Below are 17415 nucleotides of genomic sequence, written 5' to 3'. Positions count from 1 at the left end.
CGCCGAGCCACGCTCGGCGGCTCTGGGTGCGGCCGCAGTCAGACATGGGTGCCTGACCGGAAAGCCGCCGAGCATGGCTCGGCGCTACCGTTTTCCTGCTTAGAACATGCCTTCGAACGGGTTCCAGCTCACCTTGCCCTTTACGCGTTCGGCGTAATAGCTGTAGTTGGTGCTCATGGCCACCGACAGGCCAAGCGCTGCGACCAGCGCGCGCACCAGCAGGTCCGGTACGAAGAAGGAGACGGTGATGAGCGCCACGTACAGGCCAAACACAACCAGGCCCTTGCGCCACATGCCGAGGATGAAGAGATAGATCCAGCTGAAGAACAGGGCGAACAGGTTGATGTTCACTCTGAGCTTGCCGGCGAAGGGCAGGTCTTTCAGAGCCTGTCGGTACTCCTTGGTCTTCGGCGCGCCATGCTGCGCGAAGAAGTCGAAGCGGTACTGCCATTTCGGACTATGCGGGACGGTGTTCGGTGTTTCCATTGTTGATCAAAGCTCCATGTAATCGTTTACATGATAGCGAGATCAAATCTTATTCACCACGGGAACGCCTGCGATTTACGCGCTCGTGGGGGCAGGGTAGCGCCGAGCCACGCTCGGCGAGCGCGGGCGCGGCATCTGTCGGACATCCTGTTGTCGGGGTGGAAAGCCGCCGAGCATGGCTCGGCGCTACCTGACGTCGCCGCACAGATCGAAACTGTGATCCGGTCGAGAAATTTCGATATGTTTCGGTATTGATACATAACGAAACAAGGCATAAGGTCGTCTGCGACAACCCTGAGGCAGGTCAACGCCTCCCTGTCGCCGTCTTCCCCGTGCAACCGAAGAGGTACGTCCATGTCGTCGTCACGTCCGTTTTCCGGAATGCTGGCTGTCGCAGTCCTCGCCAGTGCCCTGTCCGCCGCCTGTGCCCATGCTGGCACCCTGACCCCCGCGGTATCGACCCAGGAGTTCGACAACCCGCATCGCGGTTTCATGCTTTGGGGCAGTTCGTACGCAGTGGATGGCGGGGTAGACAATTTCCACGGGGCGCACATCTATCACGTGTACCTGCCGTGGCGGATCATCGAAACCGCCGATCAGGTCTTTGACTGGAACGCGGTGGAGACGCTGTACCTGCAGCCGATCCTCAATGACGATCCGCTGGCGACCTTCGTGCTGCGTCCCGTCGCTGATTATCCGGAAAGTGCCGCCAGCCAGATTGACGCGCATTACAGCGGCGGCGAGAACGAGCGCGACTATCCGAAGTTCCTCGAACAGGCGCCGCTCAACATTCCGTATGCGGTGCGCGCCAAGTGCGATTCGGACGGTCCGATCCGCAGCCTGGATTACAACAACCCGGCGGCGCGCCAGCAGATGCAGCAGTTCGTGCAGGCACTGGCCGCGCGCTTCGATGGCGACCCGCGCATCACCGCCATCCAGGTGGGCCTGCTCGGCTTCTGGGGCGAGTGGCATACCAGTGGCTGCGAGGACCTGCAGCCCAATGCGCAGACCCGCTCGCTGATCCGCGATGCCTACACTGCAGCCTTCCTGAAGACGCCGCTGCAGACCCGCTATGCGCGGGCATCGGACGTGGGATCGGCGCTGTTTGGCTTCCACGAGGATTACTTCCCCTCGTTCACCGGAAAGTGCAACGCGTTCAATCCGCAGATGCCCAGCTGCAGCGACGATGGCTGGTGGAACCTGGAATACGGGCTGGCCAACGAGGTACCGGCGGCGCGGCAGAACTGGATGGTCAACCCGGTCAGCGGCGAGAGCCCGAACAGCAACCAGAAGAGTACCTGGACCAACCGCACCGCCGATGTGCGCAAGCTGCTGCGCGATTACCACTTCAGCTTCCTCGGCCCGGCCGGGGCGCACGAAACCAGTGGCAATGCGGCCAAGTTGAAGACGCTGAAGAGCGATCTGGGCTACCGGCTGGGCATCAGCACGGTGACCTGGCCCAACACGCAGGTGCGTGGCCAGCAGGCGGCGCTGCAGCTGGGTATCAAGAACCACGGCTCGGCCCCGCTGTACAACGCCTACCACGTGGAACTGCACTGGGTGGCGGCTGATGGAAGCACCAAGGCGCGTACCTCGATACCCGCGGTGACCCTGAGCGAGATCATGCCGGGCACGGTGCAGAGCCGCAGCACCACCTTCACCGTGCCCAGCAGCCTGGCGCCGGGCAGCTATGCGCTGCGTCTTGCGCTGGCCGATGACACCCCGGGCCGCCGCAACATCGCCCCGCAGAACGATGGGCAGGATGCGCAGCGTCGACTGCCGCTGGGACAGGTGCAGGTGAACTGAGGTAGTGCGGTTCACTGGAGCATGGCGATGCGGCGTGGGGCCGCATCGCCGCGCAGGCGGCGGGGCAGGCGCAGGCTTTCCCCGTCGTCACATTTGCGTCATCATGCCGCCCATTCTGTTACCTCCAGCCGCCGCCAGAGGATCACTTCCTACCTGGAGGCACTGCCGTGTCCGTCGTTCCGTCCCCTGTTGCCCCGACCCGCAGCGGTCGTCTGCATCGCACCTTTGCCCGTTCGCCGCTGACCCAGGCGGTATCCGCCGTGCTCACCGTGGGCCTGCTCACCGCCAGCGCGCAGGCGCAGCAGAGCGCCGCCGCGCAGACCGATGACGAAGCCGCGCGGACCCTGCAGACCGTGCAGGTGACCGCCAACCAGCTGGGTACCGTGACCGAGAACAGCGGCTCCTACACGCCAGGCACCATCGCCACCGCCACCCGGCTGGTGCTGAGTCCGCGCCAGACGCCGCAGTCGATCAGCGTGATCACCCGGCAGGAGATGAACGACTTCGGCCTCAACGGCATCGACGATGTCATGAAGGTCACCCCGGGCATCAGCATCGTCACCTACGACAGCGAGCGCACCGAGTACTACGCACGTGGTTTTGCCGTGCAGAACTTCCAGTACGACGGTATTCCGATGGCGCGCGATTCGGCTTATTCGGCCGGCAATACGCTCAGTGACATGGCCATCTACGATCGTGTGGAAGTGCTCAAGGGCGCCACCGGCCTGCTGACCGGCATGGGCGATCCCGGTGCCACCATCAACCTGATCCGCAAGAAGCCGACGCACGCGTTCGCCGGTAGCGTGGGCCTGGGTGTCGGCTCGTGGGACAGCTACCGCGCCGAAGTCGATGTCAGCGGCCCGTTGACCGAAAGCGGTCGCGTGCGTGGCCGCGCGGTGGCGGCGCAGCAGGACAAGCACTCCAATGTCGACCACTACCAGCGCACCAACAAGGTGTTCTACGGCATCCTGGAAGCAGACATCGATGACAGCACGCTGCTGACCGTCGGCGCCGATTACCAGGACAGCGATCCGCAGGGTTCCAGCTGGGGCGGCATTCCGCTGCTGGACAGCACCGGCAACTTCAACAAGATGCCGCGTTCGTTCAACAACGGCGCGCGCTGGAGCAGCTGGGCGCAGTACAGCCGCACCGCGTTCGCCACGCTGGAACACACCTTCGGCAATGACTGGGTGGCCAAGCTGCAGCTGAATCACCAGGTCAACGGGTATGACGCCCCGTTGGGCGCGGCGGCCGGCGGTAACCCGGATCCGGTGACCGGCGAAGGCGTGAGCATGTGGGTCGGCAAGTACGTGGGCGAGACCACCAGCAATGCGGCCGATCTGTATGTCAGCGGCAAGTTCGAATGGTTCGGTCGCCAGCACGAATTGGTGGTCGGTGGCAGCGTGTCGCGCAAGCGCTGGATCAACGATGGTTACTCGCCGCAGGAGGGCTATGTCACCAGCGTGGCCGATTACCGCGGCTGGACCGGCGATGTGCCCGAGCCGGACTGGCAGTGGGGCTACGGCAACAATGAAGTGACCCGCGAAAGCGGTGCCTACGTGGTGGGCCGCTTCGACCTGGCCGATCCGCTGAAGCTGATCTTGGGCAGCCGCGTGGCCAACTACAAGGCCATGGATATCGACGAGAGCGGCGTGATCGTGCCATACGCCGGGCTGGTGTACGACCTCAACCAGAACTACTCGGTGTTCGCCAGCTACAGCTCCATCTTCAAGCCGCAGAGCAACCAGGACGAGCAGGGCAGGGTGCTGGATCCGCTGGAAGGCCGCAGCTACGAAGCCGGCGTCAAGGCGGAGTTCCTGGAAGGACGCTTCAACGCCAGCGCGGCGGTGTTCCAGCTGGAGCAGGACAACCATGCCGAGCCCAGTGGCGGGCTGACCCCGAGCGGTGGCATCGCCTACCGCGGACTGATGGGCGTGCGCACCAAGGGCTACGAGTTCGATGTGTCCGGCCAGGTCGCACCGGGCTGGCAAGTGCAGGGTGGCTATGCGCACAAGATTGCGCGGCAGCAGTCCACCAAGGTCTCAACGCTGGAGCCGGAAGACCAGTTCAGCCTGCACACCACCTACCGCGTGCAGGACGGCGCGTTGCGTGGGGTGAGCATCGGCGGCGGCGCACGCTGGCAGGGCAGCACCTTCGGCACCATCAGCAACCCGCAGGACGGGGGCAGCCTGGTGCATCGCACCGATCCGTACTGGCTGCTGGATGCGATGGCACGCTACGAGTTCAATGACAGGCTGTCGGCCACGCTCAACGTCAACAACCTGCTGGACAAGCACTACTACACCATCTTCAACTGGTACAGCACCTACACCTGGGGTGAGCCGCGCAACGTGCGGCTGACGGTGAACTACAGGTTCTGATGGCTGTGCGCAGGCGCCCCGGGATGGATTCCGGGGCGTCTGGCTGCGCTCAGGGAATCAGCCGCTGCGCCCGCAGCGTGGCGAACAGGTCGAAGAAGGCGTCATCGCTGGGCTGGTAATCAAGGAACCCCAGCCGGCGGCTCTTGGACATATCGGTCATCACTTCGACCGGACGGCCCAGGTCGGCGTCGGTGTGCCACGGCGACACCAGCCGGTGGATGTCCGGCTCGGCCAGGCCCTGTTCGATGGCCAGCTGCACCCACCGTGCCGCGTCGTCCGCCATCTGCCGTTCCAGCGTGCGCAGCTCACCGGTGAACGGCGCCGCTTCGATGCCGAACCAGTCCGCGATGCGGCCCCACATCCAGCTCCAGCGGAACACATCACCGTTGACGATATTGAACGCCTGGTTGGCTGCTGCCGGGGTCTGGGTGGCCCACACCAGCTGGCGTGCCAACTGGCGCGCGTCGGTCATGTCGGTCAGCCCGTTCCACTGCGCCAGCGAGCCGGGGAAATAGAACGGACGGCCGCTGCGCTTGCACAGCGAGGCATACACCGCCAGCGTGGTGCCCATGTTCATGGCGTTGCCCACCGCCGCACCGATCACCGTATGTGGACGATGCACGCTCCAGTTGAAGCCATCACGCGCGGCTGCGGCAAAGACCTCGTCTTCCTGTGCGTAGTAGAAGTTCTCGATCGGCAGGCGGGGCTGTTCCTCGCGGAACGGGGTCTGTGGCAGCGCGCCCTGCGCGTAGGCTTCGAACGGCCCGAGGTAATGCTTCAGACCGGTCACCAGCGCGACGTGCTGCACCGAACCGGCCGGCTGCAGGGCATCCAGCAGGTGGCGCACCATGGCCGCATTCACGCGGATGTTCTCGGCCTCGTTGGCCTGCCGCGACCAGGTCGTAATGAATACATGGGTGGGCCGCAGGTCTGCCAGTGCGGCCCGGGTGGCCTGCGCATCGCGCAGATCGGCCGAGACACCGTGGACGCGCGACGGCAGCGCCGCCGGGTTGCGCGCCAGGCCGTGCACCTCCCAGCCTTCCTGGAGCAGCTGCTGGATCAGGGCACTGCCGGTAATGCCGGTTGCACCGACTACCAATGCTTTCTGGGTCATGGGGTCGCCTCTTTTGCATCAAATAACAGGCAGACACCTTAGGATAATGGGGTCAGGCCCGAAAGAAGGCACCAAATGGTAACCACGCGATGAAAGCAGGCACCCCGGAACAGGAATGGCGCGAAGACTGTGCACCGCGGCGGGTGCTGGAGCTGTTCAGCACCAAGTGGACGTCGATGGTGCTGCACACCCTGGCAGTCCGTCATGGCGGGGTGGCGCGCAGCAACGCGCTGCACCGCAGCCTGCCTGCCATCTCGAAGAAGATGCTGATCCAGACTCTGCGGGAGATGGAGCTGGCGGGCATCGTGTTGCGGACCGAACATCCCACCGTGCCGCCCTCTGTGGAGTACAGCCTGACCGCGCTGGGCCGGCAACTGGTGGAGCCAATCGAGCTGATCTACGACTGGGCGCGGCGCAATGCCGAGGCACTGGATGCGCTGAAAGCAAGGCCGACGTCGCGGCGGCGCGGTTGATCGGCCTTAAGGCCTTGCGTCGCTCCAGCGCCACAGAAGGCGGGCCTTAGCGGAATCCAGGCCCGCGCCGCAGCCGGACAGGGCCCGGGCCCAAAGCGTCCGGGTCCAAGCGCTCATCCTTGCGGGTGATGATGATCCGATCTTCCCGCGCCAGGGCAGCGGCGGCTTCGCGCACCGGCTGCATGAGTGGGCGCCAGTCACCTGGCTCTGGGCGCAATGCCCGGGCAACCTCGGACGGACAGATGGAGGCCGACGCCGCGCGCTGGCCCAGCAGGTCGATGATGGCGGCGGCGATATCCATCGCTGCACGATGCGTCGGCGCGCGTGATGGGCGCGCGGAGGTGGGCTGGGTAGCGCCGAGCCATGCTCGGCGGCATTCCGTTCCGGTAGCACGATGCCTGACGCAGGCCGCGCGGTGCGCTCGCCGAGCATGGCTCGGCGCTACCAGAGCGGACGGCCGAGATGCACGATGCGTGGGCGCGCGTGATGGGCATGCGGAGGTCAGTTGAAGGTCTGTCCCTGGATTGTCCAGAGCGGCTAACCGTCGTGTCCAGCGACCGATGGATACCGCCGCCGGGCGGGTGAGCGCATTGTCGTTCCCACGAAACGGGAAGGAGACTCACGTGAACCGATCGACTCCGAATAATCGCCTGGCGCTGGTACTCACCTTGGCCATTGCAGCGCTGAGTTCCGCCCACGCCTCGACGCCTGAGCCCGTGCACGCCACCGCCGTACACAACGAGGCCTTGGTCCGGACGGCCTTCACCAACTGGTCTACGGGAAACGGCACCGTGTTTGCGCTGCTGTCCCCCGATGTCGTCTGGACCGTTCATGGCTCCGGTTCGGCGGCGGGTACTTACAAGGGCGTCGAAGCATTCCTACAGGGCGCGGCGGCTCCGCTGACCCGCCGGCTGGCGCGGCCGTTGGTGCCCAAGGTGCATGCCATCTGGGCGGTGGGCGATACGGTGATCAGCCGGTTTGAAGCCGAATCCATTACCGCTGGGGGGCGCCCGTACACGAACCAGTATGTGTGGATTTTCCGGATGGAAGACGGCGTCGTGGTGGAGGCCGAGGCATTCCTGGACTTGGCGGCGTATGACAAGGTGGTGGCGGAGAATGCGGTGGTCCGGTAGCGCGATGTCCGGCGCAGGCCGCGCGGTGCGCTCGCCGAGCGTGGGCTCGGCGCAACCAAAGCGGGGCCATGTGGTCGATTCAAGGCCGTTCACGCCGTGCAAATGGGCGCCGGATAGGATGCTGGCCTCACTGCCATCACGGAACGATCCAGTACATGAGCTCATCCACGCGTGTGTTGCCGCTGTCTGCTGTTTCCGTGCTGTTGATTGCGCTTGCGGGGTGTTCCAAGGGGCCCGATTCGCCAGCGCCGAACCCCGTGACTGGCAACGCCGCCGCGGTCTCCGATGAGGAAGCCGACGCAGAACAGGACAGTGACGCCCCCGAATTCCCGGTCATCCCGACGATCGTGGTGCCGGAGATCATAGGCGTCACTCCGGCGCAGCGTGCGCTGGAAAGCTCACTGCAGTCGATCCTCAACCCGGTGGAGGGGATTACCGTTTCCCCGGCACGCTGCAGCACCGATGGCAGCCTGATCAACGATGCCGGCATCACCAGCGTGGATGCGCAGGGCAAGCTGACCCGGAACGGCGACGAAGGCATCTTCGTGATCAACCCCGATGGCAGCGGCACCGCCAATTTCGAAGGCGGACTGGTGCGCGTGAACGCCGATGGCAGCGGCACCATCAACGGCAATCCCGGTGGCGGTGGCGACGATGCCATCATCAGTGTGGAAGCGGATGGGTCGGGCACCTACAACGGCGTGGCGGGCCTGATCCGGCTGGATGGCAAGGGTGCGGGCACCTGGAACGGTGACAGTGGCCTGATCACGAATAATGGCGATGGCAGCGGCACGTGGAATGGGCCGATGGGCCTGGTGCGCGTCAATGCGGACGGCTCGGGCACCTGGAATGGCGAAGAAGGCCTGATCACCAACAATGGTGATGGCACCGGCACCATCGGCCCGCCAGCGCGACCGGTCAGGATGCCGCCGCTGGCGCGCCTGGCGCCTGCCGGTAAATTCCCGCCGCTGAAAAAGTTCGCTCCGCCCGGTGCGCCCTGCGGTTATGTGATCACCTTGAATGACCGGGTGCTGTTCGACTTCGACAAGTCCGACATCCGTCCCGACGCGGCGAATCTGCTCGATACCTTGGCCGGGGCGCTGGCCGAACTGAAAACCACAGGCATGGAAGTGCGCGGGCATACCGATTCCAAGGGCGCGGACGACTACAACCAGAGCCTGTCCGAACGCCGCGCGGCATCGGTAGTGGCCGCATTGCGCCAGCGTGGTGCGGGCCAGCAGGCGGCGTCAAAGGGCTACGGCGAAACGCAGCCGGTGGCGCCCAACGAGCTGGAGGGCAAGGACAACCCCAGCGGCCGGCAGTTGAATCGCCGCGTGGAAATCTTCGTGCGTTCGTGAGTTCGGCGGCGCACGTTCAACAGTGACAGGAGAACGGAATGAAGGCAGCGATACTCGCAGCGCTGGGCACGGTGGCCGCCTTGGCAATGGCCTCGCCGGGCAAGGCGAATGATTTCAGCCTCGGCTACGACGTGGACCGCTTTCCGGCGGCCAAGCTGAGCATGCAGGCGTGCCGCGCGGCGGTAACGCGTGGGGCCGCGGCGGTGGGCTACAGCACGCGCGTGGACCAGGACCAGAAGACGCTGGTGCTGCACGTGTCCGCCCCGCGCGAGGATGGGCGCTCGCTGATCTCGTACTGCATCAGCGCAGGCGACCACACCGTGTTCGTGATCCAGGCGTTCGACTATTCGGGTCCGAACAATCCGGACGTGGATCGCGTCAAGGCGCGCGTCGGTGCGGAAGTCCGCAAGGCCGCGCGCGACGGCTGAAGCCCTGCGTTACGTGACAGGCTGGCCGAGCTGGTTGATCTCGCGGTTTTCGACGATGGAAGGCGGGTTGGGGGAGCGGGCGAGGGAGATCATCGCCCGGCCGATGGCACCGTTGGTGGTGGCCGCCCCCGGCACATTCTTGACGATCATCCCCTGCAGCGGGCTGGCCAGCGCATGGAACATGCGCATCACACCGTGTGGGCTGTGCGTGCCTTCTTCGGGCAGGATGCCGCCGGGCCGCAGCATCACGGTGGTGATCGGCAGCCGCTGCAGCGCATCCTCGGTTTCGCCCTTGATGCGTAGCAGCATCAGCCGGCTTTCGGGATCGGAATTGGCGCCGGAAATGTAGAAGAAGCGCCCCTGTGGATTGGCCGCGGCATAGGCCCGCGCCACTGCCAAGGTCAGCTCGAAGGTGACGCGGCGGTATTCCTTTTCGGCGGTGCCGATGGGCGGAGCGCCGGCGCAGTAGAACGCCGCGTCGATGCCGGCCAGCTGTGCCTGGATGCTGGCGGCCTGGCTGAAGTCTTCGAGCAGCACTTCGTTGACCTTCGCGTCGGCGCGGTCCAGCGGCCGACGGGCCAGGACGGTGATGTGGGTGACGTCAGGTGAGGTGAGGCAGGCGTTGAGAACGCCCTGGCCGAGCAGGCCGGTCGCACCGGTGAGGAGGATATGCATGGAAGAAACCCCTGGACGATTGCTGGAACGCTACAAGCAGCAGAAGGAACAGGGGGTGACGATCAGCGGGTCATGCATTCGTTGAGCATTACCGGGCAGACGCTTGCGCCACTCTCGATGCATTGGGTGACCGCGTCTTCTTCCGCCGCCGCCTTGCTGCCGGCCTTCGCGCCGAAGGTGGACCAGCCGCCTCCGGCCGCCTTGCTGCGCACGATGGCGGCGCATTCGCCCATGGTCCATGCCACGGCGGTTTCGCAGCCGCGCTTGCCGCATTTGCTGATGGCGGTGTCCTTGGCGTCCTTCTCGTTCACGCCCAAGTGCAGTGCGAAGGCGTCACCGCCGCGCTCCACCGCAATGGCGCTCCACGGCTGGGCGATGTTCATCTTCGGATCCTGGCCCTCGCCGGCGGCCATGCGCGTGGCGGTGCCACGGGCTTCCGGCGGCTTGGCCACGAATTCGGCCCCGCCCGGGAAGAACTCCAGCTTTGGCTTCGCCACGCGGTTGATTGCGATCAGTTCCATGCGGTAGCTGATGCGGTCCAGCGCCGAATAGGCATACTTCCAGCCGGTGCAGAAGGTCTGTTCTTCCGCGCTGCGGCACTGCGCGCCGCCGCCGGCCTGGCAACTGGCCAGCGCCGATTCGGCCGCCTTCTTCTTGTTCTCGCCCGTGTTGACGTACATGCCGCCCTGCTGGCTGTAAGCCGGCGCCACGCAGGTGTTGGCGAAGGTGGCGACAGGCCAGCAGGTGCCATCACATTTGCCCATGGCGTTACGGGTGGCGATGCGTGGGTCGTATTCGTTGAGGATGACGTTCCAGCTGCCATCGGCGGTGTTGACCACCAGCGCGCCCCACCAGTCCCGCTTGGCGTCGTCGCGCACACGACGCGCGGCGGCGGCGGCGGCGGCGGATGCAGCCTGCTGCGCCGCGGCTTCTTCGGCGCTGATATAGGTTGCGGCCTGCTGGCTCTGCTGCCAGCCCAGGAAGTTCATCTGCGCGGCGTGGGCCTGCTGTCGAGCCTGCGCACCATTCTGTGCTTGTGCCGCACCGGCACCGGTCAGCAGTGCAGCGGCCAGCAGCACCGCGCGGATCATCCGCTCAAAGGCAATGTTCAACGTTCACCCCGCACTGCTTGGCGCCGGATGCAACGCACTTGTCCATCGAGGACTTGCCCAGCGCTGCCGCTTCCGGCGTACCGGCCTGCGCGCTGCTGGCGAATATGGCGCGGACGCCGGGTTTGGCACCCTTGTCCACGGCCAGTGCCATGCAGTGGTTGCGGACCGGGAAGGTGATCAGCTCCACGCAGTCGGTGGCGCCGCTGTCCTGGCAGTCCTTGCGCGCACGCACCTTGGCTTCCGCTGCGCCCATGCCGTTGCCGGTGCCTACAACCTGCTTGCTGTCACTGACGGCCAGGCTGGTGTAGAGGTCCATGCCTTCGGGCATGGCCTTGCTGATTTCACCCGGTGCCGGCGCGGTACGCGACGGCGCGTTCGCCGGAGGCACGGCGAAGACAGGGCCAGCAAGGGCGAGGGTGGCCAGCAGCGCACCGCGCGTCCACGAAGAGGATCGTTGCATTCCTTTGCTCCAGGTTTTGTTTTTGGCGCGCGGAGCATACCCGGATAGTGGTCCGGATGGTGTGATGTGGTAGGGCTGGGGAAGAAGAGCGTGACGACCAACGGTCGTCACCCGCCGGAGCCGGTCGTCACCCACCGGGAGGTTTCCAGTGCGGGTGCAGCTACCCGTGTCACGGTCAGTTGTGTAGAGTCCGGCCCATCATGCGCTCACGGAGGATCGGGTTTGTCCACGCAGAAATTGGTTCGTTATTCGGTCGCCATCGTCGCGGCCCTCGTCATCGGCTACCTGCTTTCGGGCTACCTGACCCTGCTTTTCCTTGGCCTGGACACCAGCCACTTCAGCTGGAACACCTACTACCCGTATGTCAACGCACTGGACCAGCCGCAGGTCGCGCCCTACGTGGGCAAGATCAAGGCCGCCGGTTACGTGGGCTTCGGGATCCCGCTGTTCCTGTTGGTGGTGGTGGCCGGTTTCCTGCTGCTGCGGCGCAAGAAGAAGGGCCTGCACGGTGATGCGCGCTTCGCCACGGGCTCGGACCTGTCTTCACACGGGTTGTTCAAGAAGACCGGCGACAGCATCGTGGTGGGCAGCTACAAGGGCAAGCTGGTCCGCCTGTCCGGCCAGCAGTTCGTGATCCTGGCCGCGCCGACCCGTTCGGGCAAGGGCGTGGGCGTGGTGATTCCGAACCTGCTGGAATACGAAGAGTCCGTGGTGGTGCTGGACATCAAGCAGGAAAACTACGAACTCACCAGCGGCTGGCGCGCCAAGCAGGGGCAGGAAGTCTTCCTGTTCAACCCCTTCGCCGAAGACCGCCGCAGCCATCGCTGGAATCCGCTCAGCTACGTCTCCGATGACCCGGCCTTCCGCGTTTCCGACCTGATGAGCATCGCCGCGATGCTGTATCCGGATGGTTCGGACGACCAGAAATTCTGGGTCAGCCAGGCGCGCAATGCGTTCATGGCCTTCACGCTGTACCTGTTCGACAATCATGATGACGAGCGCCGCAGTGGCTTCCCGGGCGGGCAGGGCGTACCGACCCTGGGCGCGATCTACCGGATCTCCTCCGGCGACGGCACGGACCTGCGCAAGTACCTGCAGACGCTGGCCAGCCGTCCGTTCCTGAGCGGCAACGCCAAGTCGGCCTTCGCCAACCTGCTGTCGCAGGCTGACGAGACCTTCGCCTCGATCATGGGCACCTTCAAGGAGCCGCTGAACGCCTGGATCAATCCGGTGCTGGACGCCGCCACCAGCAGCAACGACTTCCTGCTGACCGACCTGCGCAAGAAGAAGATGACCATCTACATCGGCATCCAGCCCAACAAGCTGGCCGAAAGCCGGATGATCATCAACCTGTTCTTCAGCCAGATCATCAACCTCAACACCAAGGAGCTGCCCAAGTCCAATCCGGAGCTGAAGCACCAGGTGCTGCTGCTGATGGACGAATTCACCTCCATCGGCAAGGTGGACATCATCGCCTCGGCGGTGTCCTACATGGCCGGCTACAACGTGCGCCTGCTGCCGATCATCCAGAGCATGGCCCAGCTGGATGCCACCTATGGCCGCGATGTGTCGCGCACCATCATCACCAACCACGCCCTGCAGATCCTGTTCGCGCCGCGCGAGCAGCAGGACGCCAACGATTATTCGGACATGCTGGGTTACACCACGCTGCGCAAGAAGAACATCACCAAGGGCCGCGAGAAGAGCCACAGCTTCAGTGAAGAGCGGCGGGCGCTGATGCTGCCGCAGGAGCTGAAGGCCATGGGCACGGACAAGGAAGTGTTCCTCTACGAGGGCATTCCGCACCCGGTGATGTGCGACAAGATCCGCTACTACAAGGATCGTCACTTCACTTCGCGCCTGCTAGCAAAGGTTGAGGTTCCCAGCTTGCAGATATGAATCAGATGGGACGAAAGCGCTGAAAATAAATGCATTCACTCCCGTGAAGTGGTGACGGGTGTCAACAATTTGTCGTGCATGCGTTGAACTTTCATGCGTTCTTGACGCATCCTTGACCTCGTTCTATGCCACTCTTCGCCATCGGTTCAGTTCATCGAGCCGATGGAGTCGATCAGGTGGTGCAGAACATCACCGGAACAGGGATGGCTTCGAACGAGGTGTCAGGCGATGCATCATGCCCATGGGGCGGTGCAGCGCCCGTTGGGCAGGCGGCTTTGGCCGCAGGGGAGACGGTTGCACATGACGGCACAGGCCGCCGCGTAACCGGTTCCAGCGTGCAGATGTAACGCTGGACTGCCGAACCACCCGCATCGAAGCTGCTTATTCGTACGTCAAAGGATGTTCGTATGCGGCAAGCGTTGCTGAAGATTTTCATCGCCGTGGCGGCGGTTGCGATGTCGGGTTGTGCCACCAAGCCTGCGCCGGATTTCGGCGGGCGGTGGAAGCCGGTCAATCGCTTTGACGCCGCGCCCACGGAAATTCCGCTGTACACCAGCTATGCCTTCCAGGCATCGCCGATGGATGGCACCTTGAAGGCCATGCTCGAGCGCTGGGCGGCCGATTCGGGGATGTCGCTGGATTACCGCCTAGGGTCGGATTACACGCTGCACAGCGGCGTTTCCCGCATCTCCACGACCAGTGCGCAGCAGGCCGTGGCCGATGTCACGACTGCTTATGCGGCGCAGGGCGTCTACGTGAGCATCGTGGGCAACAAGATCGTGGCCGGCAGCAGCGCCGCGGTGCCGACGGCGGCCACCACGCCAGCCAGCGCGCCCAGCGCCGCCCCCGCATCCGCACCCGCCGAAATCGCGCCAAGCGGTAGCTGACCGCTGCCGTTTTCCCGTCGTGATGCTCCTGCGCTGGTCGCAGGGGCATGGCGCTCATTGACGATCATGCAGTCCGGAAAACCCCATGTTCCGTAAGAAAGACCCAGGCAATAGTCCCAAGGTGGAGCAGGCCGTCGCCAAGGCGGTGAGCTATGAGCTGACCGTGGCCGACATGGCGCGCAAGAGCGAGCGTCGTGCCTGGTGGGTCGCCGGTGCGTCGCTGGTGATGTCGCTGGCGCTCGCCGGCGGCTATTACTACATGCTGCCGCTGAAGGAGAAGGTGCCGTTCCTGGTGATGGCCGATGCCTACACCGGGACCGCATCGGTGGCGCGCCTGCAGGGTGATTTCGGCAGCAGTTCAGTGACCCACGTCGAGGCGGTGAACCGCAGCAACGTGGCGCAGTACGTGCTGGCCCACGAATCCTATGACCTGGCGCTGATGCAGCTGCGTGACTGGAACCTGGTGTTCACCATGTCCGCCGACAACATCGCCGCGCAGCTGCGGGCACGCTATGCGCGCACCAATCCGCAGAGCCCGGTGGTCCTGTACGGCAACACCAAGGCGATCCGGGTGAAGATCCTCAGCATCACCCCGATCGGCGAGCTGGACAACGGCGGATTCCGTGGCGCATCGGTGCGCGTACAGCGCACCCTGGTGGACAAGAACAGTGGTGCGTCCACCTTCATGGACAACCGCCTGGTGACCCTACGCTTCAACTACGACGCCAAGCTGGCGCTCAACGACCAGGATCGCCTGCTCAATCCGCTGGGCTTCCAGGTTACCGAATACCGCGTGGACAGCGACTACGCCGCTGCGGTTCCGCTGCCTGACCAGGCCGCCACCGACGCGCAGGCGCAGCAGCAGGCCATGCTGCAGGCACAACAGCAGGCTGCCGTGCAGGCCGACCCGGCGATGTTTGACCCGAGCCAGCAGATGGGCCAGGGCACGATTGATCCGGTGTCCGGCCAGCCCATGGTGGCGCCGGCTCCGCCGCCCCCGGGCCAGATGCTTCCGGCCCAGCAAGGCATTCCTGCCCAGGGCATTCCCGGTGCTGCCGGGCCGGGACAGGCCGTACCTGCGCAGGGCTACCCGGTGCAGACCGCACCGGTTCCCGGTGCACCCGCTCAACAAGCGCCAGGCCGCGGCACGCCGGTCCCCGCGCGCAACCTTTCCACCGGAACTGCTGATGGAGCAAGCAACCGATGAGTAGTCGCAGAAACAAGGCATGTGCCTGGATGCTGGCGGGAATGCTGGCAGGGTATGCCACCACCGTCTCGGCCCAGGCCGTGGACCGTTACGCCTATGTGCCGGACCAGATCTACACGGTCCGCACCGGCCTGGGCCTCACCACCCAGATCGAGTTGAGCCCGCATGAAAAGATCCTCGACTACAGCACCGGCTTCAGCAGTGGCTGGGAGCTGACGCGTCGCGGCAACGTCTTCTACTTGAAGCCGAAGAACGTGGACGTGGACACCAACATGATGGTGCGCACGGAAACCAACTCGTACATCTTCGAACTGAAGGTGGTGGCGACTGATTGGCGCCAGCTGGACCAGGCGCGCAAGGCCGGCGTGCAGTACAAGATCGCTTTCACCTACCCCAGTGACAGTGAGTTCACCGTCGCCCAGGAGTCGGTGGAAGAGAGCAAGCCGCTGCTCAGTACCACCATCGCCAAGGATCGTCGCTACAACTTCGATTACTCCTATTCAACCCGCAAGGCCAAGCGGATGGGCTGGCTGATCCCGGTCAATGCCTACGACGATGGCCGCTTCACCTATGTGCGCCTCCCGTCTTCGCCGGAGTTCAAGACCGGCATCTTCCCGGCTGTGTTCGGCCGCGAGACCGAGAATGGCGAGGACTTCGTCATCAACACGACGGTGGAGGGCAATACCCTGGTGGTGCATGGCACCCACCCGTACCTGGTGATCCGACACGGTGACAACGTGGTCGGCCTGCGGAGGAATACCAAGAAATGAGCCAGAACACGCCTCCAGGGAATGACCCCCGCCAGGACGACGATGCCTACCGCCAGGAAGGCACCGCGCAGGAGCCGGGTAACCCGTATTACAACCGTGTGCAGCCGCAGGACGCGCCGGATCTTGATGCCAGTGCGCCGCAGCTGCGCACAGCGGAAGAACGCCGATTGAATCGCAAGGCGTTGATGTTCATCGGCGGCATTCTCGCCCTGGTGCTGCTGATGGGCTTCCTGCTGCTGCGCAAAGGCAGGGACGACGCGGAGGCCCCCGCGCGCGGCGCCGAAGTTTCGCGTCCGAGCACGCCGGACCTTCCGAGCGTGGCGCCGACGGTGCAGACACCCCCGCCGATGCAGGCCGATCCAATTCCGATGCTGCCGCCGCCGCCGATGCCGGACGACATGCCGATGCCAATGGAGCGCAACAGCCGCACCATCGGCGAGGCGCCGCGCATGCCTTCGCTGCTCGATCGCCGCATTGCGGCCACCGGTAGCGGTGGCGGCGGTGATCCTTCCGAACGCCAGGCGCCGGTCGATCCGACGTTGCTGGCGCTGCAGCAGATGAACGGCCGTCAGGCGCCGGAAGAAACGCGTCGGGGTGCGGATGTGGACGATGTGTCCAACGCCGCTTTCATCCGCAGCCCGGATGCACTTCTGGTTCGCGGCACCTACCTGCGCTGCGTGCTTGAAACGCGCATCATCACCGACGTGGCCGGGTTCACCTCCTGCCTGGTGACCGAACCGGTCTACTCGATCAACGGCCGTACCCTGCTGTTGCCGAAGGGTTCCAAGATCTACGGCAGCTACGGTGGCGGCCCGATCGGCGAACGCGTGGATGTGATCTGGGATCGCATCACGACGCCGAACGGCATTGACGTTGCCATGTCCAGCCCGGGCACGGATGGGCTGGGCGGGGCAGGCATCCCGGGGCAGTACACCGCTCACTGGGGCCAGCGCATCGCCAGCGCCCTGATGATCAGCCTGCTCGCTGATGCCTTCAAATACGCAGCCGCGGAAAATGGCCCGGAGACCACCACGGTCAACAGCAGTGGCTTTGCGATGCAGTCGCCGTATGAAAGTGCAACCGCCCGCACCATGGAAAGCCTCGCACAGCAGGCCGCGAGCCAGCGCCGCGCGCCGACCGTGACGGTCAACCAGGGCACCATCATCAACGTCTACGTCGCAAAGGACGTCGACTTCAGCGCCGTGCTGGCGCGCCGCTGATCCAGG

Annotated in this window: 17 protein-coding genes; 11 read left to right on the top strand and 6 right to left on the bottom strand. The window is 64.8% G+C overall.

The annotated features are described in order from the left end of the window. Window positions 1-99: 99 nt before the first annotated feature. Window positions 100-486: a DUF2628 domain-containing protein gene (locus tag IFT63_RS07210; RefSeq protein ID WP_192083663.1), complete on the bottom strand. Its 387-nt coding sequence runs from the start codon at window positions 484-486 to the stop codon at window positions 100-102. Between the two features lie 354 nt (window positions 487-840). Here IFT63_RS07210 and IFT63_RS07205 point away from each other — a divergent pair, with 354 nt between their 5' ends. Both IFT63_RS07205 and IFT63_RS07200 read left to right on the top strand, forming a co-directional pair. Next, the gene (locus IFT63_RS07205; protein ID WP_192083662.1) at window positions 841-2292 is read left to right on the top strand and encodes a DUF4832 domain-containing protein; all 1452 of its coding nucleotides are present in this window, start codon (window positions 841-843) and stop codon (window positions 2290-2292) included. A 212-nt stretch (window positions 2293-2504) separates the two neighbouring features. Next, entirely contained in the window at window positions 2505-4673 is a 2169-nt protein-coding gene (locus IFT63_RS07200; protein ID WP_192084181.1) for a TonB-dependent siderophore receptor, read from the top strand. A gap of 49 nt (window positions 4674-4722) precedes the next feature. On the opposite strand, the gene IFT63_RS07195 is transcribed toward IFT63_RS07200, so the two are convergent. Next, window positions 4723-5787, bottom strand: coding sequence for an SDR family oxidoreductase (locus IFT63_RS07195; RefSeq protein ID WP_192083661.1), 1065 nt, complete (start codon window positions 5785-5787; stop codon window positions 4723-4725). Between the two features lie 89 nt (window positions 5788-5876). Here IFT63_RS07195 and IFT63_RS07190 point away from each other — a divergent pair, with 89 nt between their 5' ends. Then, complete coding sequence (locus tag IFT63_RS07190) at window positions 5877-6260, top strand: helix-turn-helix domain-containing protein (protein WP_192083660.1); 384 nt, start codon at window positions 5877-5879, stop codon at window positions 6258-6260. A gap of 46 nt (window positions 6261-6306) precedes the next feature. Here IFT63_RS07190 and IFT63_RS07185 read toward each other — a convergent pair whose 3' ends face one another. Further along, on the bottom strand, window positions 6307-6561 hold the full coding sequence (locus IFT63_RS07185; protein ID WP_192083659.1) for a DUF3253 domain-containing protein: 255 nt from the start codon (window positions 6559-6561) through the stop codon (window positions 6307-6309). 322 nt (window positions 6562-6883) lie between these two features. On the opposite strand from IFT63_RS07185, the gene IFT63_RS07180 reads away from it, so the two are divergent. From IFT63_RS07180 to IFT63_RS07170, 3 genes are all read left to right on the top strand, one after another. Next, a complete protein-coding gene (locus IFT63_RS07180) occupies window positions 6884-7393 on the top strand; it encodes a nuclear transport factor 2 family protein (protein WP_197974233.1) in 510 nt (169 codons plus the stop codon). Window positions 7394-7548: 155 nt separating this feature from the next. Further along, window positions 7549-8751, top strand: a complete 1203-nt coding sequence (locus IFT63_RS07175) for an OmpA family protein (protein WP_192083657.1) — start codon at window positions 7549-7551, stop codon at window positions 8749-8751. A gap of 38 nt (window positions 8752-8789) precedes the next feature. Further along, window positions 8790-9179 (top strand): DUF6180 family protein, encoded by a 390-nt coding sequence (locus IFT63_RS07170; protein WP_192083656.1) that lies wholly within the window; start codon window positions 8790-8792, stop codon window positions 9177-9179. A 9-nt stretch (window positions 9180-9188) separates the two neighbouring features. Here IFT63_RS07170 and IFT63_RS07165 read toward each other — a convergent pair whose 3' ends face one another. The 3 genes from IFT63_RS07165 to IFT63_RS07155 form a co-directional block, all read right to left on the bottom strand. Continuing rightward, entirely contained in the window at window positions 9189-9854 is a 666-nt protein-coding gene (locus tag IFT63_RS07165) for an NAD(P)H-binding protein (RefSeq protein ID WP_192083655.1), read from the bottom strand. A 62-nt stretch (window positions 9855-9916) separates the two neighbouring features. Then, window positions 9917-10966, bottom strand: coding sequence for a DUF4189 domain-containing protein (locus IFT63_RS07160; RefSeq protein ID WP_192083654.1), 1050 nt, complete (start codon window positions 10964-10966; stop codon window positions 9917-9919). Next, complete coding sequence (locus tag IFT63_RS07155; protein ID WP_192083653.1) at window positions 10950-11426, bottom strand: DUF4189 domain-containing protein; 477 nt, start codon at window positions 11424-11426, stop codon at window positions 10950-10952. Before IFT63_RS07155 ends, IFT63_RS07160 begins: the two co-directional genes overlap by 17 nt. A gap of 222 nt (window positions 11427-11648) precedes the next feature. On the opposite strand from IFT63_RS07155, the gene IFT63_RS07150 reads away from it, so the two are divergent. From IFT63_RS07150 to IFT63_RS07130, 5 genes are all read left to right on the top strand, one after another. Beyond that, the gene (locus tag IFT63_RS07150; protein ID WP_192083652.1) at window positions 11649-13325 is read left to right on the top strand and encodes a type IV secretory system conjugative DNA transfer family protein; all 1677 of its coding nucleotides are present in this window, start codon (window positions 11649-11651) and stop codon (window positions 13323-13325) included. 407 nt (window positions 13326-13732) lie between these two features. After that, entirely contained in the window at window positions 13733-14212 is a 480-nt protein-coding gene (locus IFT63_RS07145; RefSeq protein ID WP_042612591.1) for a hypothetical protein, read from the top strand. 85 nt (window positions 14213-14297) lie between these two features. Beyond that, window positions 14298-15419 (top strand): type IV secretion system protein, encoded by a 1122-nt coding sequence (locus IFT63_RS07140; protein WP_042612592.1) that lies wholly within the window; start codon window positions 14298-14300, stop codon window positions 15417-15419. Then, window positions 15416-16189: a TrbG/VirB9 family P-type conjugative transfer protein gene (locus IFT63_RS07135; RefSeq protein WP_042612593.1), complete on the top strand. Its 774-nt coding sequence runs from the start codon at window positions 15416-15418 to the stop codon at window positions 16187-16189. Before IFT63_RS07140 ends, IFT63_RS07135 begins: the two co-directional genes overlap by 4 nt. Next, a complete protein-coding gene (locus tag IFT63_RS07130; RefSeq protein WP_042612594.1) occupies window positions 16186-17409 on the top strand; it encodes a TrbI/VirB10 family protein in 1224 nt (407 codons plus the stop codon). The genes IFT63_RS07135 and IFT63_RS07130 overlap by 4 nt, the downstream gene beginning before the upstream one ends. The last annotated feature ends 6 nt before the right edge of the window (window positions 17410-17415 follow it).

The sequence above is a fragment of the Stenotrophomonas sp. CFBP 13724 genome (assembly GCF_014841975.1).
Classification (GTDB): domain Bacteria; phylum Pseudomonadota; class Gammaproteobacteria; order Xanthomonadales; family Xanthomonadaceae; genus Stenotrophomonas; species Stenotrophomonas lacuserhaii.
This window is presented reverse-complemented; position numbering and strand designations above follow the sequence as displayed.

Excerpts from the sequence above, each read along its gene's own strand:
- IFT63_RS07195 (WP_192083661.1), bottom strand. The coding sequence starts at position 5,787 with ATGACCCAGAAAGCATTGGTAGTCGGTGCAACCGGCATTACCGGCAGT.
- IFT63_RS07185 (WP_192083659.1), bottom strand. The coding sequence starts at position 6,561 with ATGGATATCGCCGCCGCCATCATCGACCTGCTGGGCCAGCGCGCGGCG.
- IFT63_RS07205 (WP_192083662.1), top strand. The coding sequence starts at position 841 with ATGTCGTCGTCACGTCCGTTTTCCGGAATGCTGGCTGTCGCAGTCCTC.
- IFT63_RS07145 (WP_042612591.1), top strand. The coding sequence starts at position 13,733 with ATGCGGCAAGCGTTGCTGAAGATTTTCATCGCCGTGGCGGCGGTTGCG.
- IFT63_RS07210 (WP_192083663.1), bottom strand. The coding sequence starts at position 486 with ATGGAAACACCGAACACCGTCCCGCATAGTCCGAAATGGCAGTACCGC.
- IFT63_RS07130 (WP_042612594.1), top strand. The coding sequence starts at position 16,186 with ATGAGCCAGAACACGCCTCCAGGGAATGACCCCCGCCAGGACGACGAT.
- IFT63_RS07165 (WP_192083655.1), bottom strand. The coding sequence starts at position 9,854 with ATGCATATCCTCCTCACCGGTGCGACCGGCCTGCTCGGCCAGGGCGTT.
- IFT63_RS07175 (WP_192083657.1), top strand. The coding sequence starts at position 7,549 with ATGAGCTCATCCACGCGTGTGTTGCCGCTGTCTGCTGTTTCCGTGCTG.
- IFT63_RS07135 (WP_042612593.1), top strand. The coding sequence starts at position 15,416 with ATGAGTAGTCGCAGAAACAAGGCATGTGCCTGGATGCTGGCGGGAATG.
- IFT63_RS07190 (WP_192083660.1), top strand. The coding sequence starts at position 5,877 with ATGAAAGCAGGCACCCCGGAACAGGAATGGCGCGAAGACTGTGCACCG.
- IFT63_RS07140 (WP_042612592.1), top strand. The coding sequence starts at position 14,298 with ATGTTCCGTAAGAAAGACCCAGGCAATAGTCCCAAGGTGGAGCAGGCC.
- IFT63_RS07170 (WP_192083656.1), top strand. The coding sequence starts at position 8,790 with ATGAAGGCAGCGATACTCGCAGCGCTGGGCACGGTGGCCGCCTTGGCA.
- IFT63_RS07155 (WP_192083653.1), bottom strand. The coding sequence starts at position 11,426 with ATGCAACGATCCTCTTCGTGGACGCGCGGTGCGCTGCTGGCCACCCTC.